Source organism: Bacteroidales bacterium, from assembly GCA_031276035.1.
Classification (GTDB): Bacteria; Bacteroidota; Bacteroidia; order Bacteroidales; family BM520; genus RGIG7150.
Genome location: JAISNV010000028.1, coordinates 190522 through 213992 on the forward strand (window position 1 = coordinate 190522; position 23471 = coordinate 213992).

At 34.3% G+C, this 23471-nt stretch carries 18 protein-coding genes; 4 read left to right on the forward strand and 14 right to left on the reverse strand.

Features of this window, described 5'->3' with window-relative positions:
• Positions 1–6: 6 nt before the first annotated feature.
• The 5 genes from gldN to LBP67_07415 all read right to left on the reverse strand — a co-directional run bounded on the left by gldN (position 7) and on the right by LBP67_07415 (position 5803).
• Positions 7–861 carry a gliding motility protein GldN gene (gldN, locus tag LBP67_07395; protein MDR2084802.1) on the reverse strand — a complete coding sequence of 285 codons (855 nt, stop codon included), beginning with the start codon at positions 859–861 and terminating at the stop codon, positions 7–9.
• Positions 862–885: 24 nt separating this feature from the next.
• Positions 886–2493 (reverse strand): gliding motility protein GldM, encoded by a 1608-nt coding sequence (gldM, locus tag LBP67_07400; GenBank protein ID MDR2084803.1) that lies wholly within the window; start codon positions 2491–2493, stop codon positions 886–888.
• Positions 2494–2499: 6 nt separating this feature from the next.
• Entirely contained in the window at positions 2500–3297 is a 798-nt protein-coding gene (gene gldL / locus LBP67_07405; protein MDR2084804.1) for a gliding motility protein GldL, read from the reverse strand.
• Positions 3298–3346: 49 nt separating this feature from the next.
• Entirely contained in the window at positions 3347–4711 is a 1365-nt protein-coding gene (locus LBP67_07410; GenBank protein MDR2084805.1) for an SUMF1/EgtB/PvdO family nonheme iron enzyme, read from the reverse strand.
• Between the two features lie 102 nt (positions 4712–4813).
• Positions 4814–5803, reverse strand: a complete 990-nt coding sequence (locus LBP67_07415; protein MDR2084806.1) for a PorP/SprF family type IX secretion system membrane protein — start codon at positions 5801–5803, stop codon at positions 4814–4816.
• Positions 5804–5928: 125 nt separating this feature from the next.
• Here LBP67_07415 and LBP67_07420 point away from each other — a divergent pair, with 125 nt between their 5' ends.
• Positions 5929–7149, forward strand: a complete 1221-nt coding sequence (locus LBP67_07420) for an S-adenosylmethionine:tRNA ribosyltransferase-isomerase (protein MDR2084807.1) — start codon at positions 5929–5931, stop codon at positions 7147–7149.
• A 66-nt stretch (positions 7150–7215) separates the two neighbouring features.
• Here LBP67_07420 and LBP67_07425 read toward each other — a convergent pair whose 3' ends face one another.
• From LBP67_07425 to LBP67_07435, 3 genes are all read right to left on the reverse strand, one after another.
• Complete coding sequence (locus LBP67_07425) at positions 7216–8319, reverse strand: DUF5668 domain-containing protein (protein ID MDR2084808.1); 1104 nt, start codon at positions 8317–8319, stop codon at positions 7216–7218.
• 2 nt (positions 8320–8321) lie between these two features.
• A complete protein-coding gene (locus LBP67_07430; protein MDR2084809.1) occupies positions 8322–8816 on the reverse strand; it encodes a PspC domain-containing protein in 495 nt (164 codons plus the stop codon).
• A gap of 61 nt (positions 8817–8877) precedes the next feature.
• Positions 8878–10041 carry an aminotransferase class V-fold PLP-dependent enzyme gene (locus tag LBP67_07435; protein MDR2084810.1) on the reverse strand — a complete coding sequence of 388 codons (1164 nt, stop codon included), beginning with the start codon at positions 10039–10041 and terminating at the stop codon, positions 8878–8880.
• Positions 10042–10431: 390 nt separating this feature from the next.
• Here LBP67_07435 and LBP67_07440 point away from each other — a divergent pair, with 390 nt between their 5' ends.
• Positions 10432–14166, forward strand: coding sequence for a cadherin-like beta sandwich domain-containing protein (locus tag LBP67_07440; GenBank protein MDR2084811.1), 3735 nt, complete (start codon positions 10432–10434; stop codon positions 14164–14166).
• Between the two features lie 332 nt (positions 14167–14498).
• On the opposite strand, the gene dnaK is transcribed toward LBP67_07440, so the two are convergent.
• The 3 genes from dnaK to LBP67_07455 form a co-directional block, all read right to left on the reverse strand.
• A complete protein-coding gene (gene dnaK / locus LBP67_07445; protein ID MDR2084812.1) occupies positions 14499–16406 on the reverse strand; it encodes a molecular chaperone DnaK in 1908 nt (635 codons plus the stop codon).
• Positions 16407–16550: 144 nt separating this feature from the next.
• Positions 16551–17612 carry a hypothetical protein gene (locus LBP67_07450; protein ID MDR2084813.1) on the reverse strand — a complete coding sequence of 354 codons (1062 nt, stop codon included), beginning with the start codon at positions 17610–17612 and terminating at the stop codon, positions 16551–16553.
• A gap of 151 nt (positions 17613–17763) precedes the next feature.
• Entirely contained in the window at positions 17764–18387 is a 624-nt protein-coding gene (locus LBP67_07455) for a cytidylate kinase-like family protein (GenBank protein ID MDR2084814.1), read from the reverse strand.
• Between the two features lie 60 nt (positions 18388–18447).
• On the opposite strand from LBP67_07455, the gene LBP67_07460 reads away from it, so the two are divergent.
• Together LBP67_07460 and LBP67_07465 are read left to right on the forward strand one after the other, a co-directional pair.
• Positions 18448–19737 (forward strand): MATE family efflux transporter, encoded by a 1290-nt coding sequence (locus LBP67_07460; protein MDR2084815.1) that lies wholly within the window; start codon positions 18448–18450, stop codon positions 19735–19737.
• The gene (locus tag LBP67_07465; protein ID MDR2084816.1) at positions 19738–20436 is read left to right on the forward strand and encodes a methyltransferase; all 699 of its coding nucleotides are present in this window, start codon (positions 19738–19740) and stop codon (positions 20434–20436) included.
• A 157-nt stretch (positions 20437–20593) separates the two neighbouring features.
• On the opposite strand, the gene LBP67_07470 is transcribed toward LBP67_07465, so the two are convergent.
• The 3 genes from LBP67_07470 to LBP67_07480 form a co-directional block, all read right to left on the reverse strand.
• Positions 20594–21799 (reverse strand): acetyl-CoA C-acetyltransferase, encoded by a 1206-nt coding sequence (locus LBP67_07470; GenBank protein MDR2084817.1) that lies wholly within the window; start codon positions 21797–21799, stop codon positions 20594–20596.
• A gap of 160 nt (positions 21800–21959) precedes the next feature.
• A complete protein-coding gene (locus LBP67_07475) occupies positions 21960–22622 on the reverse strand; it encodes a 3-oxoacid CoA-transferase subunit B (GenBank protein MDR2084818.1) in 663 nt (220 codons plus the stop codon).
• Positions 22623–22678: 56 nt separating this feature from the next.
• The gene (locus LBP67_07480; protein MDR2084819.1) at positions 22679–23467 is read right to left on the reverse strand and encodes a cobalamin-dependent protein; all 789 of its coding nucleotides are present in this window, start codon (positions 23465–23467) and stop codon (positions 22679–22681) included.
• Between the last annotated feature and the right edge of the window lie 4 nt (positions 23468–23471).

The window sequence follows — 23471 nt, forward strand, 5'->3', positions numbered from 1 at the left end:
AACATATTAGTATTGCCACATGTCGTCTTCGATCATGCGGATTTTATTTTGAATTCTATCGGATTCTAATAAAGCATCTAATTCAGTTGCATACTCCGATATTCTTCTGTCGTATGTATTAGATTCTTTATAGATAGTACTTGTAAACATACGTTTCCAAAAAATATCATCATAAGTAAGTCTGTTAGAATCACTTCTGGGATTAAACACTTCAGCATTAACCAACACTTCACGAGCTTCGGGATAGTAAATCCAGAAAAGAGGAAGAGTACCTCTGATTTCATTAGTGTTAGGGTCAACATCTTGTTTTACAGGACAAATACCAATAATACGGCATTCCATTACAGATCTTTTCTTATCGAAGAACCAATCTTCTTTAATTCTGAACGTTGTGATATCCTGAGTATTAAAATCCTTAACAATTATAGTGTCATATTCTTCATAAGGCGGATAAGGACGTTGTAATGTGATTTTCTCACTACTTGAAAGTTTACTTATTACTTCCGAATATGACATGGGAACATTGAATTCGTCTGTTGTAGAAGCATCGTAGGCGGTAATTTTACCGTCTTTAAGAGCGTCCATAATAACAGTCATTAAGTTTTTCCAATGTTCCTGCGGAGTAGCCGGGTAATAGAATACCTGATTAGCTCTTTCTCTGAGGTCAATAGTACGCCAAATGCGTTGCGACCACATTACATCAGCTTCTTTAACATAAACATAAGGAATTGGCTTACGTTCCATGTTAGTACTTCTATCAAAGAAGCCGTCGCGCGGAGCATCAATATATTGTGCATAAGCTTTCTGCCCGAAGGCTAAACTTAAGACAATTACTGTTATATAGCACAAAAACTTTTTCATATATTTTAATTTTCTATTAATCTTTTACCTTATTTGAAGGCTTATATTACTGAGGGTTCTTTCACCGTCAGGACCTTTAGCAACAATATTTTCAATCCAGATTTTATCTCCTCTTTTAGAGTTTTGAATAAAACTTTTCATATTTGCATTAAGGCTACCACTATTTGAAGATTCTCTAATTAAGTCACCGCCACCCTTAGATCCAACGAAATCAAAACGAACTATTTGGAAAGTAAGGTCAAATTCGAAGTCTTCCGGCATTTTAGGAATTACCGCACCAGCTGCAAGTAAAATATTTTTATCTATAGTACCGGAATATTGGTTGGCTATAGTAGCAGTCGGATTAGGAACACGTTTAATACGATATTCTTGAGTACCTAATGAGATTTTTCCTTTGTCGGTATCGGCTGTAACAGTAATTTTGGTAGTACCTTTAGAACCTTGAGGAATTCTGACATTCCATACTCCATCGCCGGTTCTTGTAAGAGTACCAACAGAAATAGAAGGAGTAATCTGAGAATTTCCATAACCGGCAGCGGATATAGCAACAGGATTATCAACCCCAATATAAAAAACATTCATTTTAGTTGCAGCAACAGTAATTGAAGGACGAGCAACAACAAATTCATCATTGAAATGATATTGATTGATATCACCGTTTGGTGCCATAATGCTAACAATACCGGCAAATCTTTGAATACCTTCGCTTTGAGCAGGTATCGTAAGTTTTACGATTCCCTCTCCGGTTTTACCTGTTACTGTTCTCGCATTATTTATATTAGCGTCTGTTATTTTATCGGTACCCATCAAGAATTTAACTTCCGGTGTTTGAGCCGTATCATAAGCAACAACTAATACTTCAGCTTCATAAGTATCATTTAAAAATACATAACTTGAACGCGGAATAATTTTAACATCAATTTTATCAAATTTAAAATCATCTGCCGAAACCGATCTGATAAAATAATTTACAAGCTCATATTCAGCATTTTGCACATCCATTATCAATTTATTAAGGAAAGTAACATCCGCAGCTAATATAGTATGGTAAAAATGATACCGCTCCCAAGTTAATTTCTTACCGTTTGCATCAAAATAATCACCATCAGTATTTAATCCGAGTTCAAATAAATTTCTTCTGTCTTCAGGAATAAGAGTAAGCAGGTCGCTTACGAATTCGTTTAATTTTTCTTTCAGAACCTCAGCTTCTCCCTTTTGCATATCTTGTCCGATAAAGAAGTTGGTTGCTACATCATATTTATCCTTCGAACCTATTTTTCCCAAAGGAATATCTTTTACCTCATCAATAGTCTTTCTTTCGGAAAGAGCAATAACAGTATATTTAATAGAATCAATATAATCAACCATATTGTTACTTAAAGTTCTAACTTCTTGAGCTTTTTGCCAAAAAGGTTCAACCTTAGCCGGGTTAATTAAATATTGTTCTTTAAATTTATCATAAGTTTCATTAACACGATTTTGCATTGTATGATTAGTTTCAACAACACTATCGTTTACCATAACAAAGGCATTTAGCAATTCGACAGATACATTTAATGCTAACATGGCGGTCAGCACCAAATACATCATGCCGATCATTTTCTGTCTTGGTGTTTCTTTATATCCAGCCATCCTTTATTATTTTTTATTATAATTTAAAGCAGTTAGCATATTTGCATAAACCTCATTTAATTCTGAGAGGTTTTCAGCTAATTTAGCCGATTCTTTTTGATATTTTTCATTATATTCTACAGCTGAATGCATGCTTTCAATAAATTTACTCATTGAGTTATGGATAGCTTCATTAGCTGCATTTTGTTCGTTTGTTTTTTGAAGCTGCATTTCAAAAACTTGAGTCATTCTATCAGCCAAAGCTTGGAATTGCTCATTAGTTCTGCGTATTTGTGCTTCATATGCAGTATTAAGTGAACTTAGATTTTCGCTTAGATCATCTGTTTTTTCACCTGCAACTTTTAAAGATTCCGTTAAACCTTTTCCAGCAGTACCAATGGATGTAATATCGTTTAATGCTGATACTGTATTATTTAATTTATTGAAACCGTCACCGAGGTTTTTAAGAAGTGTCGGATCAATATTGGCACTATGAAGCAAATTATCCAATTCATTAGAAGCTGCGGGAGTATGTTTTTGAACTGCTTTTCTTTCTTTTTTCTCCGGTTTGTCACCATCATGATATTGTTCTGCTAATTCAGGATAGACTAAACTCCAATCCGGTTCAACGTGAGGAGGTTCAAAAGCAGAAAAGAAAAAGATTAGTGCTTCGGTACCCATACCTAAAACCAACATGAGATTTGCTCCCGGATAATGGTTAATTTTAAATAACGCGCCTAAAATTACCAGGGCTGCTCCCCAACCATACAATTTAGACATAAAGTTTTTCCAACCCTTACTTGCTACTAATGTTTTTAAACCCATAATTTTGTTTTTTAATTTAAATTTGAATAACTCGTTTATTATATTGTTTTTAATAGATTGCTGAAGCTTTGCTGCTGTCGCCCTTTTGTCTTCCTAAGAAACTTTGAACGCATCTAAAACCAACATAGCTTGTGGCAGAATCTTGATATTCGTAAGCTCTGTTAAACACTTGAATATTATTATGTACATCTTTCCATGATCCGCCACGAACTACTTTACGTTTCAACGCAGGAGGATCGGTATCTTTTGCATTATAGGTATAGGACATATTCATATCCCAACCGAAATTATAACTGGATTCATCGAATGCATCTATAGTCCATTCGGCAACATTTCCGGCCATATCATATAAGTTGAAATCGTTTGGAGGATAATGAGCAACAATAACTGTTGTTAATCCACCATCGGCAGCATAATTACCTCTTTGAGGTTTAAAGTTAGCAAGATAACAACCTTTTTCATTAAATGTATAAGGACCGCCCCAAGGATAAGGATTCCCTTCGTAACCGCCTCTTGCTGCTCTTTCCCATTCGAGTTCTGTGGGAAGTCTGTATTCGTTAATTACACCTTTTCCTTCCGATGCAACAAAGTTGTTTTTCAACTCCGTTCTCCAGGCGCAAAAAGCCTTTGCTTGTTTCCAGTTTACACCAACAACAGGATAATTATCATACGCTTGGTGTGAAAAATAGAATTTTGCCATCGGTTCATTGTAAGAATATGCATAGTCACTTATCCAGCACAATGTATCGGGATAAACATTAATCCTTTCTTTTTTAACAAATACAGAACGGTCTTTTCTACCTTGCGGACGGTTAGCAAAAGAACCATCGACCGGGTCATTATCAGGATCAGACAAATCTTTTTGTGCAGCCGCGTTCAAATCAATCCAATAATAATCATAAAATAATTTTCTTGCATCAATTTCTTTCTTACGAGCATATCTTTCATGTTCAGGGATGTATAATTCTTCCAGAGTTTCTTGCACTTCAGGATTTTTCCAATCAATTTTAGCCTTCTGGTTTAATATTGGCGGATCATAAATTTCTCCTGTTTTTGCGTCTTGTTCTATAAGGTATGTTTCGGGAAAACTTTCTCCTAAAATTGTCATAGCTATAGAATCTCTCACCCAATGTACAAATTGGCGATACTCTGAGTTAGTGATCTCGGTTTGATCCATATAAAAAGCAGATACTGAAACGGTTCTTGGTGTAGTATAATGGAATCCCATTGGATCTTCATCGCCGACACCAATAGTAATCGCACCCATAGGAATGTATACCATTCCGTATGGATCAACAGGATTATATTTTGTTTTTCTCACTACACCTGTCAATTCACCATTACCAGTATTCTTACACGATGAAAATAAAACTATTAACACCAAAACCGTTAACGCAAATGATTTATTTTTCATTATTTTTGAATTTTTCATTTTTACACAAATAGCTTATTTTAAACGCAATTTATTTGCTTTTATTGCACATATTGTTAATTAACATTAAAAAACCACAAAAAATTACAAATATCTTGTATTTTTTTGAGTCAATCTACCCTTCTCTCTTTCAAATTTAAAGCTGTAAGCAAAAACAACTTCGTGTGACCCCCAATTTCCTCCTAATGCCAATCTCGACATTGGTATATCGTATGAATATCCTACTTGAAAGTCTTTCCAAGTAATTCCTACAATTACTCCTAATCCGTCATTCAATCTGTAATTTGCACCAAACCAGAATTTATCCTGAATAGACATTATAGCATTCAAGTCGATTTGAAACGAAGATATGTCGGTTTTTAATAATACAGAAGGAATTATTTTGATTTTTGGATTTGCTGGGAAACGAAAAGTGTAGCCACCATGCACATTAAAAGAACGTTTTTCTTTATATAAAGTATTGTATCCCTGTGATTGAACAATATTATATACAGAGACGCCCCAAAATATAGAATTCGGTTTCGAATAATAAACACCGAAATTACAATCAACCATAAAATCATTTCCGCTGGAAGTCATTTCACCTCCTAACGGATCTCCCGGTTCACCCCAATTTAAACCGCCGGTATCTAAAACAATATTATCAAATTTAACTTGAGCACCAATTCCTAATTTACCGCCATTGGAAAAAGTATGTTGGAAAGCGTAACCTAATTCAACACTAATATTTTTAAACAAGCCGATATAGTCACCGCAAATATTCAAACCTATTCCGCCAGCAATTGCTTTTATAGGCATATCCGCACTTATCATATACATCATAGGTGATGCAGATGTTGTTCCGGTTTTTATTCCACCCTCATCATATTCGGTTTCCTTTCCAAATCCTGTCCATTGACTACGAAAAGTTCCGGTAAAATTAATAGCATCTCTGTGGCCGGCATACGCAGGGTTATATGACAAGGTATTGAAAGTATTTTGTGTTAGTTGCCTTTGTTGTTGAGCTCTAACAAATCCAGAGAAAGCACAAAGAAAAACAATCGTTACTAAAAAATACTTGTTAATTTTTACCATCAGTTAGAAATTATTTTGGCGCCGCTATTTGGCGCCGCTAAATTACACATTTTTTGCAATTAATTGAGACTTTTTCTCGGTATTTTTTTTATTATGTGTACTTTTGCGCAAAAAATAGCTTTTTTATGTTAGAAAAAATACATATAGAAAGATATAATTATGATCTTCCTTATGATAAAATAGCATTATATCCAACGAAAAATCGTGATTTATCTAAATTACTTATTTATTCTAACGGAAATATTATTCAAGATATTTTTAGAAACATAATAAATTATTTGCCTGAGAATTCTTGGTTGATATTTAATGATACAAAAGTTGTTCATGCACGACTTATTTTTTACAAAGAAACAAAAGCAAAAATAGAATTATTCTGTCTCGAACCTTCTGAAGGTGATATAACTACTCAACTTTCTTCCAAACAATCAGTAAAATGGAAATGTTTGGTCGGAAATTCAAGGAAATGGAAAACAGGTATATTAAAATCCGAATTAAAAATTAACGATAAAGATATTGTTTTAACAGCCGAACGTATTGAAACAAATAATGAATTTTCCATCATTAATTTTTCTTGGAATTACGATTACAGCTTTGCTGAGATTCTGGAAATTTTCGGTAAAATACCTTTACCGCCATATATTAACAGAGAATCGGAAGATAGTGATAATACTACATACCAAACTATTTATGCTAATATAGACGGCTCTGTAGCGGCTCCAACCGCAGGTTTACATTTTACATCCGAACTTATGAGTGAAATTCTTTTTGCAGGAATGGATATTTCAACAATAACCCTGCATGTAGGCGCCGGAACTTTTAAACCCGTTTCTTCGGAATCAATAAACGAGCATGTTATGCACGCTGAAAAAATTATTATATCCCGGAAATTTATAGAAGATTTGTATAATAATTTCGGCGAAAAATATATTATTCCGATAGGCACAACTTCTTGTCGCTCTATAGAATCTCTGTACTGGTTAGGTTTGAAATTGGAAAATGAAAGTTTTCGAGAAAATGATGAGCTGTTCTTAGAACAATGGTATCCATATTTGGAAGAAACTTCTAAAAGTAATATTTCAATAAAGAAAAGTCTGGAAAACATCTTATTATACATGCAAAAAAGAAATAGCAACTATTTTCAAGCTGCTACTTCTTTAATCATCACCCCGGGATATTCTATGAAATTCCCTAATGCTTTGATTACTAACTTTCACCAGCCTAAAAGCACTTTATTACTTTTAATTGCTGCGGCAATTGGTGATGATTGGAAAAAACTATATGATTATGCTCTTGTTAATGATTTCAGATTTCTAAGCTATGGGGATAGTTGCTTGTTAAAGTTTTAATATTATTCTTTTTTCAATAATTAGATTATAATTATTTTTTGTTCTTTAATGAATTTGAATCCTAAATTAATATTGTTCGATTCGAACGACTGATAATGCCGCTTCCAAAGTAATGTATATTTTACAAGATGCTTCTGAATTATCGGTATTAGCAACATAAACGCCATCACTTCTTTTTCTAAAACCAACGTATTTTCTTGAATTCAGGGCTGTTGTTTCGGGATTTATTTCGCAATAAGCGTCTTTCGGAACCCTTACTATCAGGTTAGAAATTCCTGATGAAATATCCATATGAACTTCCTTTTCAAGACTTCCTAATGTAATATCCATTGACGCGGCACCACCAGTAATATTCATCTCACGTACTTTCAAATCTTTTCCGTCGAAAACAATTGAAGAAGCTCCGGCTTCAATATTAAATTCCCAAACAGGAGCCGTATGCAATGATATTTCATAAGGAACGGTTCTCTCTATTTTATTAACCGTATTATCAATAAGATCCAATTTAAGAGAAACTTTGTCTTTAGAATCTGTCGAACTTAATGAATAATTCAGAATATTTGCATTATTATGAAAACAACTTAGGTTTTTATCTTGTCCCGGACCAATAAGGAATTTACCGGCAGCAAGTTCCATGTTATATTCAGCCATTCTAATTCTCCTTTGATATTCTTCACATAAAGACAAGATATCGGAATTTTTATCTTTAGGTTCAATAATAACGGGTTCATAAGTTTTATTGAGATCAAAATTTAAAGACAAAGAATCTGTTTGAATATTCACACTTATTGTATCATCATCAGTGATGATTTCGGAATAAGTATAATCTTCTTCTTTATCTGTTTTATCTGTCGAAGATTTTTTATCCTTATTTCTATAGCGCCAGTCTTGACTGTTATTGTATTTTCTATTATTATAGAAATTATTTCTATTGAAAGAGAAGTTATTATCTGTAAACAGAAGAGCTAAAGCAATAATTATTGCGGCTAAACTAACACTTCCTTTTATCCAATCCGAAATGGGTAGAATAGATATACCTATAATTATTATTATGAACGGCCAAAGCTGTAGAAGGTCATGAAAATCAAAATAAACTATTCCAAAATTTTTGAGTATCAAGAGTACACCTATTAATATAAGAAATACGCTCCAAAATATTTTTTTATACATGGTTATTTAGATTTATTGTTTATTGCATTGAACAAGAAAATGATTCCGGCAACTACTAATATTAACGGCCACCAGTCACGCATAATGTTGATATCCCAAAATTTTTGCATCATAAACATGCAACCGATTAAGATGAGCACAACGCCGGCAATAAGTGCGCCGGCAGTGCTATCATTTTTATCCTTTTTGTTTTGAGGATTTTGTTTTTCTGAATTAACTTCTTCATATGGGATATCGGTATCGGCACATTTATCATACTTTGGGCCGGAATCTTTATCCTCTTTTTTGTCGGGACCCGGTTGATAATATACTGTATCACGCGGAATGAATATCCATAAGATAAGGTAAATAATCCCACCGCCGCCGCCGGCAAAAAATAATACAACGAAGATAATTCTGAAAATAATAGGATCAATATCGAAATATTCTCCCAATCCACCGCAAACACCTGCAATTACGCTATTGGTGTTACTTCTTTTTAATTTTTTATACGACATAGATAACAAAATTTAATTTTGCTAATATGACGCAGTGTTTATATTTCGGTTACAAAGATTTTTATCTTGGGATTGAAGCAATGTCTTCGACTGCTTCTAAAGCGATATTTATTTCTTCTTCGGTATTAAAAGCACCCAAGCTGAAGCGTACTGTTCCGTGTTTTGCAGCAGTGCCCATTGCTTCATGAATCAAAGGAGCGCATTGTAAACCTGTGCGGCAGGCAATATTGTAATCAACATCGAGCATTGTTCCAACATCGCCGGCTTCCCATCCTTCAATATTAAAACTTAAAACCGCGTTGTGTCTAGAAGGATCTTGATAACAGTATAACTGAACTTTATCAATATTTTTCATTCCGTCAACGAGTTTTTGCCACAAATTCATTTCATAATTATGTATGTTTTCCATCCCTTTTTCGCGTATCCATTTTTGTCCTGCATACAATCCGGCAACGCCTACTATATTAATAGTACCGCATTCCAATCTATACGGAAACTCATCGAGGTGAGTTCTTACGGCGGAACGTACACCAGTGCCGCCAAATTTTGTTGTTCTTATTGGAACGCCTTCTCTAACATAAGAGCCGCCGATTCCTGTAGGACCCATCAAACATTTATGACCGGTAAAAACAACCACATCAAGATTCATAGCTTGCATATCTATAGGAATAATTCCGGCAGATTGACTTGCATCGACAGCCATTGCCACTCCCGCTTCTTTAGCAATCTTTCCGACCTCGGCAATAGGCTGGATAGTTCCGAAAACATTAGAGCAATGATTCATAATAATCATTTTCGTGTTATGTTTCAAGGCTTTTTTGAAATCATCCGGATTTACGTAGCCGTATTCATCTACACCAATATAAGTTACTTCGATAATTCCTTGTTGTTCCATAACGTAGAGAGGTCTAAGCACCGAATTATGTTCAACAACGGAAGTAATTACATGATCACCTTTTTCGCAGATACCTTGAATAACCATATTTAAAGAATCTGATGCATTATAACTGAAAGTAAGTCTGTTGGCATCATTCCCGCCATTAAACATTTCGGTAAGCATTTTTCTTGTACCGAACATCACTTCTTCGGTTTCAAGAACAGCATCATAACCCGAACGGCCAGGATTTACACCGTGTGTCATGTAAAAATTATGCATAAAATCATAAACTTCCTGTGGTTTTGGGAAGGTTGTTGCTCCATTATCAAAGTAAATAAGTTTTGTCATTATAAATAAATTTAATTAAAAACAGTTGCAAAGATAGTTTATTTAGTTGAGAGTTGAAAATTGAGAATTGAGAATTTTGTATCCGAGTTTAGATATTATTATTTCAAACAAAGAAAAATATTTCTTATGATTTGCGTATAGAAATTAAACCAAAACTAAAAACGGTTAACAGATATTAATACTATCGAAACTCAAAAAAATTTCAATACTACAAAAAAAGATAATAGCATTATTACCTCAAAAAGATACATTTTGTATAAAAGATAGCTACACTTTGTATCAATAACAGAAACAGCATATTATTATATTTTTTATTACAAAACTATACTTTTGCAAAATTTTTTGATTTTAACCAAATAATAATACTAATAATTTAACAATTAAATGATTATGAAGAAATCAAGCTTTACACGTTTACTTTTAGTTATCACAACTATTCTATTAATTTGCACTAATGCTTATGCTGCAAATTACAATGTATCATCAAGTAGTGCCGTCATTACTTCACCGGGTGCTCACACCATCACCGGTACAACCACTTCAAACACTATTGCTATTAACAATTCCTCGGCAAATGCAGTTTACAACATAACATTAAATGGTGTTAATATAAATGCGACGACATGGAATAGTTCTTTTACTATTACAAATAGTGCATCAAGTGCTATGACTGTTAACCTTATTGTTGTTGGCAGTAATACTCTTATCGGCTACAATCACGGAGGAATTAAAACTGAAGCAGGAACAGTAAATATTGTATTTACAACTACCGGCACAGGAACTCTAACAGTTGGATCACAATATTCCAGTACAGCTCCGCTTCAACAAGGTGGTGGAACACTAAATCCTTCTATAGGCGCCAATACTACTGCTACTGCAACTTTTGGCGGCACATCAATGACTGTTAGTGCAGCTTTTACCGCTGCAATGCAAGCAAGTAATTATGGGAAAAATCTTGTTCTCACACTAAATTCTCAAAATTTAAGTTCGGATGCCACTTTATCAAACTTAACAGTAAATTCAGGTACACTTACTCCCAGTTTCTCATCCAGTACATATACATATAATGTAACTGTAGGTTACAATGTAAGTTCAATTACAATCGGAGCAACTGCAAATAATGCGAATGCGACGGTTGCAGGCGCTGGAACTAAAACCATATCTGTTGGTAACAACAGTTTTAATGTTATTGTAACTGCCCAAGATAATAGTTATACTCAAACTTATACGGTTAATGTTTACCGCAAATCGAACGACGCCACTTTATCAACGCTTACGGTAAGTGAAGGCGCATTAACACCTTCGTTTACACCCGCAACATTTACATATAATGTTACCGTAGGATATGATATAAGCTCGCTTACGATCGGAGCAACCGCAAATAATTCCAATGCGACGGTTGCCGGCGCTGGAACTAAAACCATATCTGTTGGCAACAACAGTTTTAATGTTATTGTAACTGCCGAAGATAATAGTTATACTCAAACTTATACGGTTAATGTTCACCGCAAATCGAACGATGCTACCTTATCCAATATAGCTTTAAGTTCGGGTATGCTTTTGCCGAACTTTACTTCTAATAATTTTATATATAGCGTAGAAGTGGTTTATGATATAGAAGAGCTTACTATTGCTGCTACAACAAATCACGCTAACGCAACAGTTTCAGGTGAAGGCATTAAAGTTTTGGCTATCGGCAACAATCTATTTTCACTTATAGTAACTGCGGAAGATAATAATTACACACATACTTATACGATTTTTGTACGTCGTTTATTGAATGATGCTACTTTATCGGGAATAACCATCAACGAAGGCACACTTACACCGGTTTTCAATCCGAATACTTATGAATATAACGTAACTGTAGATTCCAATATAACTTCCATTACAATCGGAGCAACTGCAAATGATAGCGGCGCATCGGTCGATGGTAACGGCACATATAATTTAGAGTACGGTGAAAATATTATCTATATTGTAGTAACCGCCGAAGACGGAACGGAATTAGTTTATGTTATCATTGTTTATCGCAAATCAAATGATGCTACTTTATCAACTCTTACAGTTAGTCAAGGTGAATTAACTCCCACCTTTGATCCCAATACTTATGAATACGATGTAACGGTTGTTTATGATGTAGAAGAACTTGACATTTTAGCAACTGCAAGCCATATCAATGCAACAGTCACAGGAATTGGCTCTAAAACTTTATCGGTTGGGGATAACAGTTTTAATATTATAGTAGAAGCGGAACATGATATCCATACTACAACTTATACTGTTAACGTACGTCGTCAATCCAACGATGCAACATTATCAGACATAACAGTAAATCCGGGTACTTTATCGCCAACTTTTTCACCAACAATATTAAATTATACAGTAGAGGTTCCTTACGAAACAATTTTTATTGATATAATAGGTACGACCAACCATACAAATGCTATGGTAACAAATGCATCTCATTATCAATTATCTCTTGGAGAAAATGTGGTAACTTTGATGGTTACCTCCGAAGACGGTATTTCAACCGCAATATATACTATAACTGTAACAAGATTATTAAATAGTGATGCAAGTTTAAAGAGCATTTACATTAATAATGGCGTATTAGACCCTGCTTTCAACACACAAACATTCAGTTATACTGTTAATGTTCCGAATACTGTATCAAATATAACCGTCACGGGTTCATCAAACTGTCCGTACGCTACAGTTGCCGGCAATATTACCAACTCGTCTATTAATGTTGGAAGTAACATATTTACTATTACTGTTACTGCACAGGATGAAGCTACTGAGTTAACCTATACAGTTACGGTAATAAAAGCTGCTAGTACAAATGCAAATCTTCAAAGTTTAATAGTAAGCGAAGGTTCATTAGTACCGGGATTCAATGCTAATATTACCAACTACAGTATTAATCTGCCGAACGAGACTACAAGTATTTCAATTACAGGAACAGCAAATTACTCAGGCGCTTCTGTTAACGGTAATGTTACTAACGCTCCACTGTCAGTTGGCCAAAATACATTTACAATACAAGTAACTGCTGAGGATGGTACAACAACAAAAAATTATACAATAAATGTTTATCGCAATCAAAATTCCGATGCAACTTTATCTGGTATAACAGTAAGTCAAGGTACATTAACTCCTACATTTAATTCTTCAACAACAAATTATTTGTTAAATGTACCCAATGAAATAAGCACTATTACCATTACAGGCACAGCTAATAACAGCAATGCTACGGTTGCCGGCAATGTTACTAACGCTCCTATTTCTGTTGGGAAAAATATATTTGTAATTACAGTAACAGCTGAAAACGGTATAAATACAAAGAACTATACCATTGAGGTTGATCGTACTGCAAGCGCCGATGCAACTTTATCAAGTATAGTATTAAGTGAAGGCACATTAGCTCCTGCTTTTAGTCCTAATGTTACAACATATACGGTAAATCTTCCTAATTCCACAACAAACATCAGTATTACAGGCGCTTCTAATCATCCTGAAGCAATTGTTCAAGGTAATATTAATAATTTGCAATTAATTGAAGGTTTAAATACTGTAACATTATTAATTATTGCGGAAAATCAATCAACAACACAAACCTATGTAATTAATATTTATCGTGAAGTAAGTCTATATTATACAATTTACTCAAATGTGTTTAATGGCGTCGGCGGAATAATTAATCCCGAAGGCATTCAAACTTATATAATGGGGAGTGATATTACTTATACAATAACACCGGATGACGGTTATTATATTTCAGAATTATTGATAAATAATATTAATGTAGATGTTACTGATAATTACACCTTTACTAATGTTGTTGAGAATCATTCTATTGTAGTAAAATTCTTACCTGAGTTAGGAATAGAAGATATGAATGAGATTGAAATCAAAGTATATCCGAATCCAGCAACTAATTATGTAATTATCGAATCTAAGGAAATTATTAATAGTGTTGTAATTTTCAACTCAACCGGCAAAAAGATTTTTGAAAATAGAAATATCGTAATGAATTCAATAAGAATTGATATTAATAATTATCCTACAGGGATCTATTATATAAATATTGACGGAGAAACTGAAAAGATGATTAAGAATTAATTAAACAGAAATAAATAAGGTAATATTTTTACATCTTGCATAAAGATGTGCATTTAAAAGGCTGCCTTTCGGACAGCCTTTTTTGTTTATCTGATTTTTGTTAAACCGATATCGGCTTTACTAAAATGACGAATTAGCTTTTCGATCCGTTTTTATCTTCTGGCCAAATATAAAACATTTAAAAAGCAATAACTAAACATTAGATAAATAATAAAATAACCGAAAATTACACAAAATAAAAAGCGACCGTCTTTCGACAGTCGCTTTATTAATTTACATAAAAAAGCACCGCAATAAAAAACTACGGTGCTTTTTAAAAAACTAAAATTTATTTATTTCACTTCTTCGAAGTCAACATCTTGTACATCATCTGTATTGTTATCACCGGATGAGTAAGCTTGTCCTGCATCGTTAGCGCCAGCATCTTGTTGCTGATTTTGTGATGCTTTATACATATCCTCACTTGCAGCGTGCCATGCATTATTTATTTTCTCCATAGCAGCATCAATTGCACTGAGGTTTTTGTTCTTATGAGCTTCTTTTAACTCTTCAAGAGCAGATTCAATCGGAGCCTTTTTATCAGCCGGTAATTTATCACCAAACTCTTTCAGTTGTTTTTCAGTTTGAAAAATCATAGAATCGGCAGAGTTAATTTTATCTACTTCTTCTTTTTGCTTTTTATCAGCTTCGGCATTAGCTTCAGCTTCGGCTTTCATCTTTTTAATTTCGTCTTCAGACAAACCGGAAGAAGCTTCAATTCTAATGTTTTGTGATTTACCGGTACCTTTATCTTTAGCAGTAACATTAAGAATACCGTTGGCATCAATATCAAATGATACTTCAATCTGAGGTATTCCTCTCGGAGCAGGAGCGATTCCGTCTAAATGGAATCTGCCTATACTTTTGTTTTGAGCTGCCATTGGTCTTTCGCCTTGGAGAACATGTATCTCTACAGCAGGTTGATTATCTGCAGCAGTAGAAAATGTTTCGGATTTTCTTGTAGGAATAGTAGTGTTTGCATCAATTAATCTTGTAAACACACCGCCTAAAGTTTCAATTCCGAGTGAAAGCGGAGTAACATCAAGAAGTAAAACATCGTTTACTTCACCTGTTAATACACCACCTTGAATAGCTGCACCGATTGCAACAACTTCATCAGGATTTACTCCTTTTGAAGGAGCTTTTCCGAAGAAATCTTCAACAACTTTCTGAATAGCAGGAATACGTGTAGAACCACCGACTAAAATAACATCATTAATATCACTTGTTTTATATCCTGCATCTTGCAAAGCTTTTTTACAAGGTTCAATTGTTCTACGAATTAAATTATCAGCCAATTGTTCAAACTTAGCTCTTGTTAAAGTTTTAACTAAGTGTTTAGGAATACCGTCAACAGGCATTATATAAGGCAGATTAATTTCTGTTGAATTTGTACTTGATAATTCTATCTTTGCTTTTTCCGCAGCTTCTTTCAACCTTTGCATAGCCATAGGATCTTTATGAAGATCTATACCTTCGTCTTTTTTAAATTCATCCGCAAGCCAATCAATAATAACGTGATCAAAATCATCGCCACCGAGATGAGTATCGCCATTAGTAGATTTTACTTCAAATACACCGTCACCGAGTTCAAGTATAGAAATATCGAAAGTACCGCCACCAAGGTCGAATACTGCAATTTTTTCATCATTACTTTTTTTATCAAGACCATAAGCCAATGCGGCGGCAGTCGGTTCATTAATAATTCTACGGACTGTCAGACCTGCAATTTCGCCTGCTTCTTTAGTAGCCTGGCGTTGTGAATCGCTAAAATAAGCCGGGACTGTAATAACAGCTTCCGTAACTTCTTGGCCAAGATAATCTTCAGCAGTTTTTTTCATTTTTTGAAGAATCATTGCAGATATTTCTTGAGGTGTATATTTTCTATCATCAATAACAATTCTCGGAGTATCATTATCTCCTTTTACAACTCCATACGGTAACCTTTTAATTTCTTTATCCAATTTACTAAAATTTTCACCCATTAAACGTTTAATAGAATAAATAGTTTTCGTTGGATTAGTAATAGCCTGACGTTTTGCAGGGTCACCTACTTTTCTTTCACCGTTATCGGTAAAAGCAACAATAGAAGGGGTTGTGCGTTTTCCTTCTGAATTCGGAATGATAACAGGTTCATTACCTTCCATTACGGCAACACAAGAATTTGTTGTGCCTAAGTCAATACCAATAATTTTTCCCATAATATTATATTTTTAATTTATTATCTAATTTTAAATTTTACTATGGGAAAAACAACTATCGTGCCAGTACAAAAAATGTTAAACTTTCATGACAAAACGACAGAATGTTGTCATGTTACAATAAATAGAAACAGAGGGGATTTATTAGAATGTACTGAATTTCAGACCATCATATTCATATCCGTCGTAAAGAACCGCTTTTGTAGCATCGCTAAAAACACACTGATACCGGTAAGCTATACGGGAGGTAATTAAGCCTAAGCCATTTTCTACATTTGTATAATTAGGAACGTCCTGATTTAATCCGGTTGACATATTCGCCATTGACAAATATTCATAGTAAGCCTTACCGGCGCTTTTAAAAATCAATGTAAAATAATCAAGGCGTCTTTTGTCCACAGCATCTTCTTGTGTTTGATCGGAATAAAGTACCGATCTCAACATCATGCTAAAGAATGATGCGCTTTGTATATCTTTTGTAATCCTTCCATTGGTCAGATTTTCATTTGCATTTGTTACCGAAAACAAATTATTCCAGGGTATAATTCGTCTTATAGTATCTCCATTTTTTAATAATTCCGAAATAATAATTTCAGCACTGACATTTGTATAATATCCATTAGTAATAGTATCCCATGTAATAGATTGCTTATGGTCTTTACTGCTTAAAAATGATACAGTTCCCGGATCACCGGATGTCGGGTTAAATACAGGAAGTCTTAAATTCATTGTTTCACTTACTAAAGGTATAGTAGCGCCAACTTCCTCACCGGAATTATTTAGTATTCTTACTTTATATGTATATGAATTTTTAGATGGATATGTAGTGTAAAGAGCATCTAATTCATTATATGTAACCGCTGCATATACAGTTTGATACGGGCTGTAGAAAATACCGCTGTCTTTATTGTCAATTTCTACCGGCTCAAAATCAAATATTTTTACTAATGTCCCATTATTATATTTTTCAAGCGTAACCGATATATTCTCATATTCAGATGAATCTCTAATTCCGGCCAAAGTAAGAATATTGTCATTAGCTAAAAATGCTTTTGTTACTTTTATGTATGATATTGAATCGTTATGGTCTAAAAAAGTATAAACTACAGTTGTCTCTTCCCAATCAGTTGCTAAGTTTATTGAATTATCACATGAGGAGAAAAAAAGTAATAAGGTCAGAATTAGCACAATATTTATGTTTTTCATCTTAAATGAATTTATATAACTTGCAAAGATAATATTTTAATTGAGAAATCAAAAAATGTCATTTTGTTATTTGATAAATTAGACTTTGGAAATTAAAATAATAACTTAATCTATGAAACAGTTACATTAAAATGATTAAACATCTTTTATATTATCTTATCCTTCTTTCAATATAATCATTAATATATTCAGCTGTTTCTTGTATTCCAAGCAAAGAAGTATCTATCAGTAAATGATATGACTCCGCGGCACCCCATTTTTTGTCTGTAAATTTTGCATAATATGCCGATCTGGATTTATCTCCTTTAGAAATAAGTTTTTCAACTTTCGACTCTTCGATATTTAGTTTTCCGGAAAGATTTTTAATACGGAATTCTTTAGGGGCAAAACAAAAGATATTGATACATTCTGCCGTATCTCTTAAAATATAATCCGCACACCTTCCGATAAATATGGCATTACTATCTTCAGAAAGTTTTTTCATAACATCGGAATGAATTTTGAAAAGATATTCTTCCGAAATTACGGTAGGCGTACTATTTATATTTATTGAACCGCTTGTTCCAGGGAAATAATCAAACAAAGGTGAAGTGATTATTGATCTTTTTTCATCATAAGCTTCAAACAATTCTTCCGAAAATCCGCTTTTGATAGCTGCCATTTTAATCAACTCATTATCATAAAAATTCCATTTCAATTTCGAAGCCAGAAGCTTTCCTATTTCATGGCCGCCCGAGCCAACGCTTCTTCCGATGTTTATTGCAAAATTTTTCATCTTGAGTCAATATTAATAATCATTGCAAATATACTATTTTTGCAAAACGAAAAAAATATTTTGAATAAGAAAATTTTAAATCTTGCAATTCCCAATATCATTACTAATATAACAGTTCCGTTATTAGGAATGGTTGATCTCGCTATTGTAGGGCATATAGGCGACGAAAAGCATATCGGAGCAATTGCTCTGGGAACAATGATTTTTAATTTAATTTATTGGAATTTTGGTTTTTTAAGGATGGGTACAAGCGGATTCACCGCGCAAGCTTACGGAGCAAACGACACAAAAGAAGCTCTGAGAATTCTGGTTCGCGGGTGTGCCATTGCAATTGCTATCGCGTTTTTTCTGATATTATTACAATCGCCGATCGGTTGGTTATCCGGAAAATTAATTAAAGGTACGGAAGAAACAATAAATTTAGCTCTAAGTTATTTTTATATTCGTATTTGGGCAGCTCCGGCAACACTCGGACTTTATGTTCTAAAAGGCTGGTTTATCGGAATGCAGAATGCTAAATATCCGATGATTACTGCAATCACCTTAAATATTGTGAATATTGTCTTCAGTTTAATCTTTGCCGTGCATTTAAAAATGGGAATCAGAGGGGTTGCTATAGGAACGGTTTTGGCACAGTATAGCGGATTAATAATAGCAATAATTCTTTGGTTTAAGAAATACGGTGAATTAAAAAAAGATATCGATTTAAAATCCAGTTTAAACCTGAAAGCAATGAAAGCATTCTTTAAAGTGAATGGCGATATTTTCTTCAGAACTTTATGTTTAGTTGCGGTCTTTACTTTTATTCCCGCAATCTCCGCATCTATGGGCGACAGGATTTTAGCGGTAAACACATTGCTTATGCAGCTTTTTACTCTTTTCTCTTATATAATGGACGGATTTGCATACGCCGGAGAAGCTTTGGTCGGAAAGTATGTCGGTGCAAAAGATAATACATCTTTGCAGAAATCTATAAGGTTGCTATTGCGATGGGGATTCATTATTACCGCAGCATTTACGATTATTTATCTTTTCTGGGGAAGAAATATTTTATCGTTATTAACTAATAATAAAGATATTATTGATTCTGCTATGGAATATATTGTTTGGAGTTTATTGGTTCCTATTTGCGGATTTGCTGCTTTTTTATTCGATGGAATTTACATCGGAGCAACTGCATCCAAAACAATGAGAAATACTATGTATATTGCTACGACTATATTTTTCGGATTATATTTTCTTTTAATCAATCCTTTAGGAAACAATGGTTTATGGATAGCATTTTTGTTTTATTTAGCTTTCAGAGGCGGATTGCTATGGATTATGTCAACAAAAAGAATTAAAGTTTAAATGATATTTAGATTTCAACAATTTGAAGTTTCTCATTATAGAAGCACAATGCAAATAGGTACTGACGCCGTTTTACTTGGCGGATATTTATCAAGACTTATTGGGAATGAAGAAAATATATTTCAAATTTTGGATATCGGAACTGGATGCGGCGTCATAGCATTAATTGCTGCGCAGAAAATACCAAATTCAGAGATTACCGCTATTGATATCGATGAAAATTCTGTTCTTGAAGCAACGGAAAACTTTAGTAATTCAAAATGGAATATTAAACTAAAAGCAGAGCATACTTCTTTACAAGAATTAACGAAAGAGAACAAATCAACCTTCGATCTTATAATATCGAATCCCCCATATTTTGAAAATTCATTGAAATCGGGAAATCAGTTTAAAGATATGGCTCGCCACAACGACAGCTTACCATTTAATGTTCTGGCTCTATGCACGGAAAAACTATTGAGTAAAAACGGGAAATTCATCTGCATTCTACCTACAGTAGAAGCGAGGGGATTTATACGAACCGCTTTGATTGAAGGTTTATTCTGTAATCAAATTGTAGAAATATTTTCCAAAGAAAACGATTCAAGTCCAAAACGAATGATAATGGTATTTCAAAAGAAGAAGGAGGAAAGAATTGTGGAAAGATTTGTTATTGGAGATGAGGTGTACAAAGATATTGTTAACGATCTGTTGATTTAATTTTTTGGGGATCAACCATGTCATTTACAAGAACATAACAACGAAGCAATTATTTTTTTGTATTTCAAATTGCTTCGTTGCTATATTTATTAAAATAATACTATTTTCGATAGGATATTATCTTCATTCGAAAATAATCCTTTCGGTTTTCACACTTCTACGCTTTTTTCAAGACTATCGCAGTGCCCATTCCGCCTCCAATACACAATGATGCCAAGCCATATTCTTTATTATCTCTCAACATTTCATGTATTAATGTAACTGTAATACGGTTTCCTGAAGCTCCGATAGGATGGCCTAATGCTATGGCGCCGCCGCTGATATTGGTTCGTTCATCAATCCATTCGCGAGTTACTCCATGCTCTTCCGTAAGAAGTTTAATAACGCCCAATGATTGAGCTGCGAAAGCTTCGTTTAGTTCAATAATATCCATATCTTTCAACTTCATATTAGCATTTCCAAGAGCTTTTTTAATTGCAGGAATCGGACCTAGTCCCATCACTTCAGGCTCTACACCGCCTTGTCCGACACCAACAATCTCTACTAAAGGAATAAGGTTGTATTTCTTAACGGCTTCTGCGGATGCAAGCATAACAAAAGAAGCACCGTCATTGATTCCGGAAGCATTTCCGGCCGTTACGGTACCGTCTTTCTTGAAAGCAGGTCTCAGATTAGATAATTTTTCAAAACTTGTAGTGCGATTCGGATATTCGTCAGTATCAAAAACTATTGTTTCCTTTTTGGTAGTTATTGTAATCGGAACAATTTCATCCTTAAATTTCCCCGCATCAATTGCAGCAATAGCTTTTTGTTGAGATTTGATGGAAAATTCATCTTGTTCCTCACGGGTTATATTATATCTTTCGGCAATGTTTTCAGCAGTAATTCCCATATGATACCCTTTGAAAGCATCAGTAAGTCCGTCGGTAACCATATGATCTACAATTGTAATATCGCCCATTTTGTTTCCGTTACGCACAGTATTCGGCATTACATAACCGGAATTAGACATTGATTCCGTACCGCCTGCAAGAACAACATTCTCCAATCCTGCTTTTATATTTGCATACGCAGTAAGAATTGATTTCATACCGCTGCCGCAAATCATATTAATTCCATAGGCAGGAACTTCCGGTGGAATACCGGCTTTGATCGCGGCCTGACGTGCAATACCTTGTTTTTTACCTGCGCTCAGAATATTTCCGCAGATAACTTCGTCTATATTAGCAGGATCTATTTTTGTTTCTTCGAGGATATTTTTAATAACCTCAGCAGCCATATCGGCAGCTTCTAAACTTGATAAACTGCCCAAAAATTTTCCGATTGGAGTTCTTTTTGCAGCAACGATATATACTTTATTCATGATTATAATGTTTTATGGTTGATTTGATTCCGGATTTTGATATCTAGGGTTCGAATTCAGGACGTTATATAAAACGAAATGATAAACCTTTATTAATTAAGAAATTCAACGATTGATAAAAGATTTCTAATTTCTCTCTATGATTTTTTTGCGTTCTCAACTATTCCATTCTCATACTCTTTATATCTTCGGGAATAATAAGAGTTGCTTCGGTCGCAGCTTTTACTTCGTCAATGGTGAATTCAGGATTAATTTCAATTAAAATCAATCCTTTAGGACTAACTTCTATCACACCCATTTCGGTGATAATAAGATTAACTTGTCCTGCAGCTGTTAACGGCAGAGTACATTGTTTCAGGATTTTCGGCTCGCCTTTTTGAGTATGCTCCATTGCAAGCACGACTTTCTTAGCACCTACAATAAGGTCCATTGCACCGCCCATGCCGGGAGTAAGTTTACCCGGAATGATCCAATTTGCAAGATTACCTTTTTCATCAACTTGAAAAGCTCCTAAGAAAGTAGCGTCAACATGGCCGCCGCGAACAATTCCGAAAGAAGTAGCGCTATCGAAAGTAGAAGCACCGTCTTTCAATGTGATGTAACCGCCGCCGGCATTCACAAAATCTTTGTCTTCTTGTCCGGCTTCCGGTGTGGGGCCGATTCCCATTGCGCCGTTTTCACTCTGAAGGATTACATTTACACCTTCGGGTAAATAATTCGGAATTAAAGTCGGCAAACCGATTCCGAGATTTACCACATCACCATCTTTTAATTCGAGAGCCGCTCTACGAGCAATTGTTTCTCTTATTTGATTTTTATCCATAATATTTATGTTTTAGCTACAAGCTGCAAGTGAGATTTTTTATAACTTGTAACCTGTTACTTATTATTTCTTCTAACAAATTCTTGAGCAATAAAAGATCCAACATCGTCGGAATAAGTATTCATTCCGAAACCTGCATCATAACCTAATTCTTTGGCGAGTTCGTGAGTTATACGCGGTCCGCCGCAAATAAGAATAATTTTATTTCTTAATCCTTCGGCTTCAAGCATTTCAACGAGTTCTACCATATTTTTAATATGAACATCTTTTTGTGTAACTGTTTGAGATACCAGCATTACATCAGCATTCAGTTCGATAGCTTTTGCGATAAAATCTTCATTAGGGACTTGGCTACCCATATTTAATGCTTCGAACATTTCATAGCGTTCGAGACCATAATGTCCGGCATAGCCCTTCATATTCATAATAGCATCAATGCCTACGGTATGTGCATCGGTACCGGTACTTGCACCTATAACAACAATCTTTCTGCCTACATTTTCCCTTATATAATTATCGGTTTCTTCCATACCCCAAGTTGTAGATTCAACTTTCGGAACATGAATATTTGTATAATCTACAGTATGAATGCTATTTCCATAACAGTTGAAGAAGGTGAACCCTGGGGTTAATTCTTCGTAAAATACAACAAGAGGATTTTCAAAACCCATTTTTTTCATCAGTAATTTTGCCGCTTCAACAGCTTCATTACCTGCAGGAACAGGAAGTGTAAAACTCACCTGAGTTTTACCGTCGTTCATTGTATCCCCGTAAGGTTTAACTTTTTTAAGATCAAGAGTTTTATCAAACTCCTTAGAATCCATAGAATATAATCCGCCACTCATATAT

Excerpts from the sequence above, each read along its gene's own strand:
- gldN (MDR2084802.1), bottom strand. The coding sequence starts at position 861 with ATGAAAAAGTTTTTGTGCTATATAACAGTAATTGTCTTAAGTTTAGCC.
- gldM (MDR2084803.1), bottom strand. The coding sequence starts at position 2,493 with ATGGCTGGATATAAAGAAACACCAAGACAGAAAATGATCGGCATGATG.
- gldL (MDR2084804.1), bottom strand. The coding sequence starts at position 3,297 with ATGGGTTTAAAAACATTAGTAGCAAGTAAGGGTTGGAAAAACTTTATG.
- LBP67_07410 (MDR2084805.1), bottom strand. The coding sequence starts at position 4,711 with ATGAAAAATAAATCATTTGCGTTAACGGTTTTGGTGTTAATAGTTTTA.
- LBP67_07415 (MDR2084806.1), bottom strand. The coding sequence starts at position 5,803 with ATGGTAAAAATTAACAAGTATTTTTTAGTAACGATTGTTTTTCTTTGT.
- LBP67_07420 (MDR2084807.1), top strand. The coding sequence starts at position 5,929 with ATGTTAGAAAAAATACATATAGAAAGATATAATTATGATCTTCCTTAT.
- LBP67_07425 (MDR2084808.1), bottom strand. The coding sequence starts at position 8,319 with ATGTATAAAAAAATATTTTGGAGCGTATTTCTTATATTAATAGGTGTA.
- LBP67_07430 (MDR2084809.1), bottom strand. The coding sequence starts at position 8,816 with ATGTCGTATAAAAAATTAAAAAGAAGTAACACCAATAGCGTAATTGCA.
- LBP67_07435 (MDR2084810.1), bottom strand. The coding sequence starts at position 10,041 with ATGACAAAACTTATTTACTTTGATAATGGAGCAACAACCTTCCCAAAA.
- LBP67_07440 (MDR2084811.1), top strand. The coding sequence starts at position 10,432 with ATGAAGAAATCAAGCTTTACACGTTTACTTTTAGTTATCACAACTATT.
- dnaK (MDR2084812.1), bottom strand. The coding sequence starts at position 16,406 with ATGGGAAAAATTATTGGTATTGACTTAGGCACAACAAATTCTTGTGTT.
- LBP67_07450 (MDR2084813.1), bottom strand. The coding sequence starts at position 17,612 with ATGAAAAACATAAATATTGTGCTAATTCTGACCTTATTACTTTTTTTC.
- LBP67_07455 (MDR2084814.1), bottom strand. The coding sequence starts at position 18,387 with ATGAAAAATTTTGCAATAAACATCGGAAGAAGCGTTGGCTCGGGCGGC.
- LBP67_07465 (MDR2084816.1), top strand. The coding sequence starts at position 19,738 with ATGATATTTAGATTTCAACAATTTGAAGTTTCTCATTATAGAAGCACA.
- LBP67_07470 (MDR2084817.1), bottom strand. The coding sequence starts at position 21,799 with ATGAATAAAGTATATATCGTTGCTGCAAAAAGAACTCCAATCGGAAAA.
- LBP67_07475 (MDR2084818.1), bottom strand. The coding sequence starts at position 22,622 with ATGGATAAAAATCAAATAAGAGAAACAATTGCTCGTAGAGCGGCTCTC.
- LBP67_07480 (MDR2084819.1), bottom strand. The coding sequence starts at position 23,467 with ATGAGTGGCGGATTATATTCTATGGATTCTAAGGAGTTTGATAAAACT.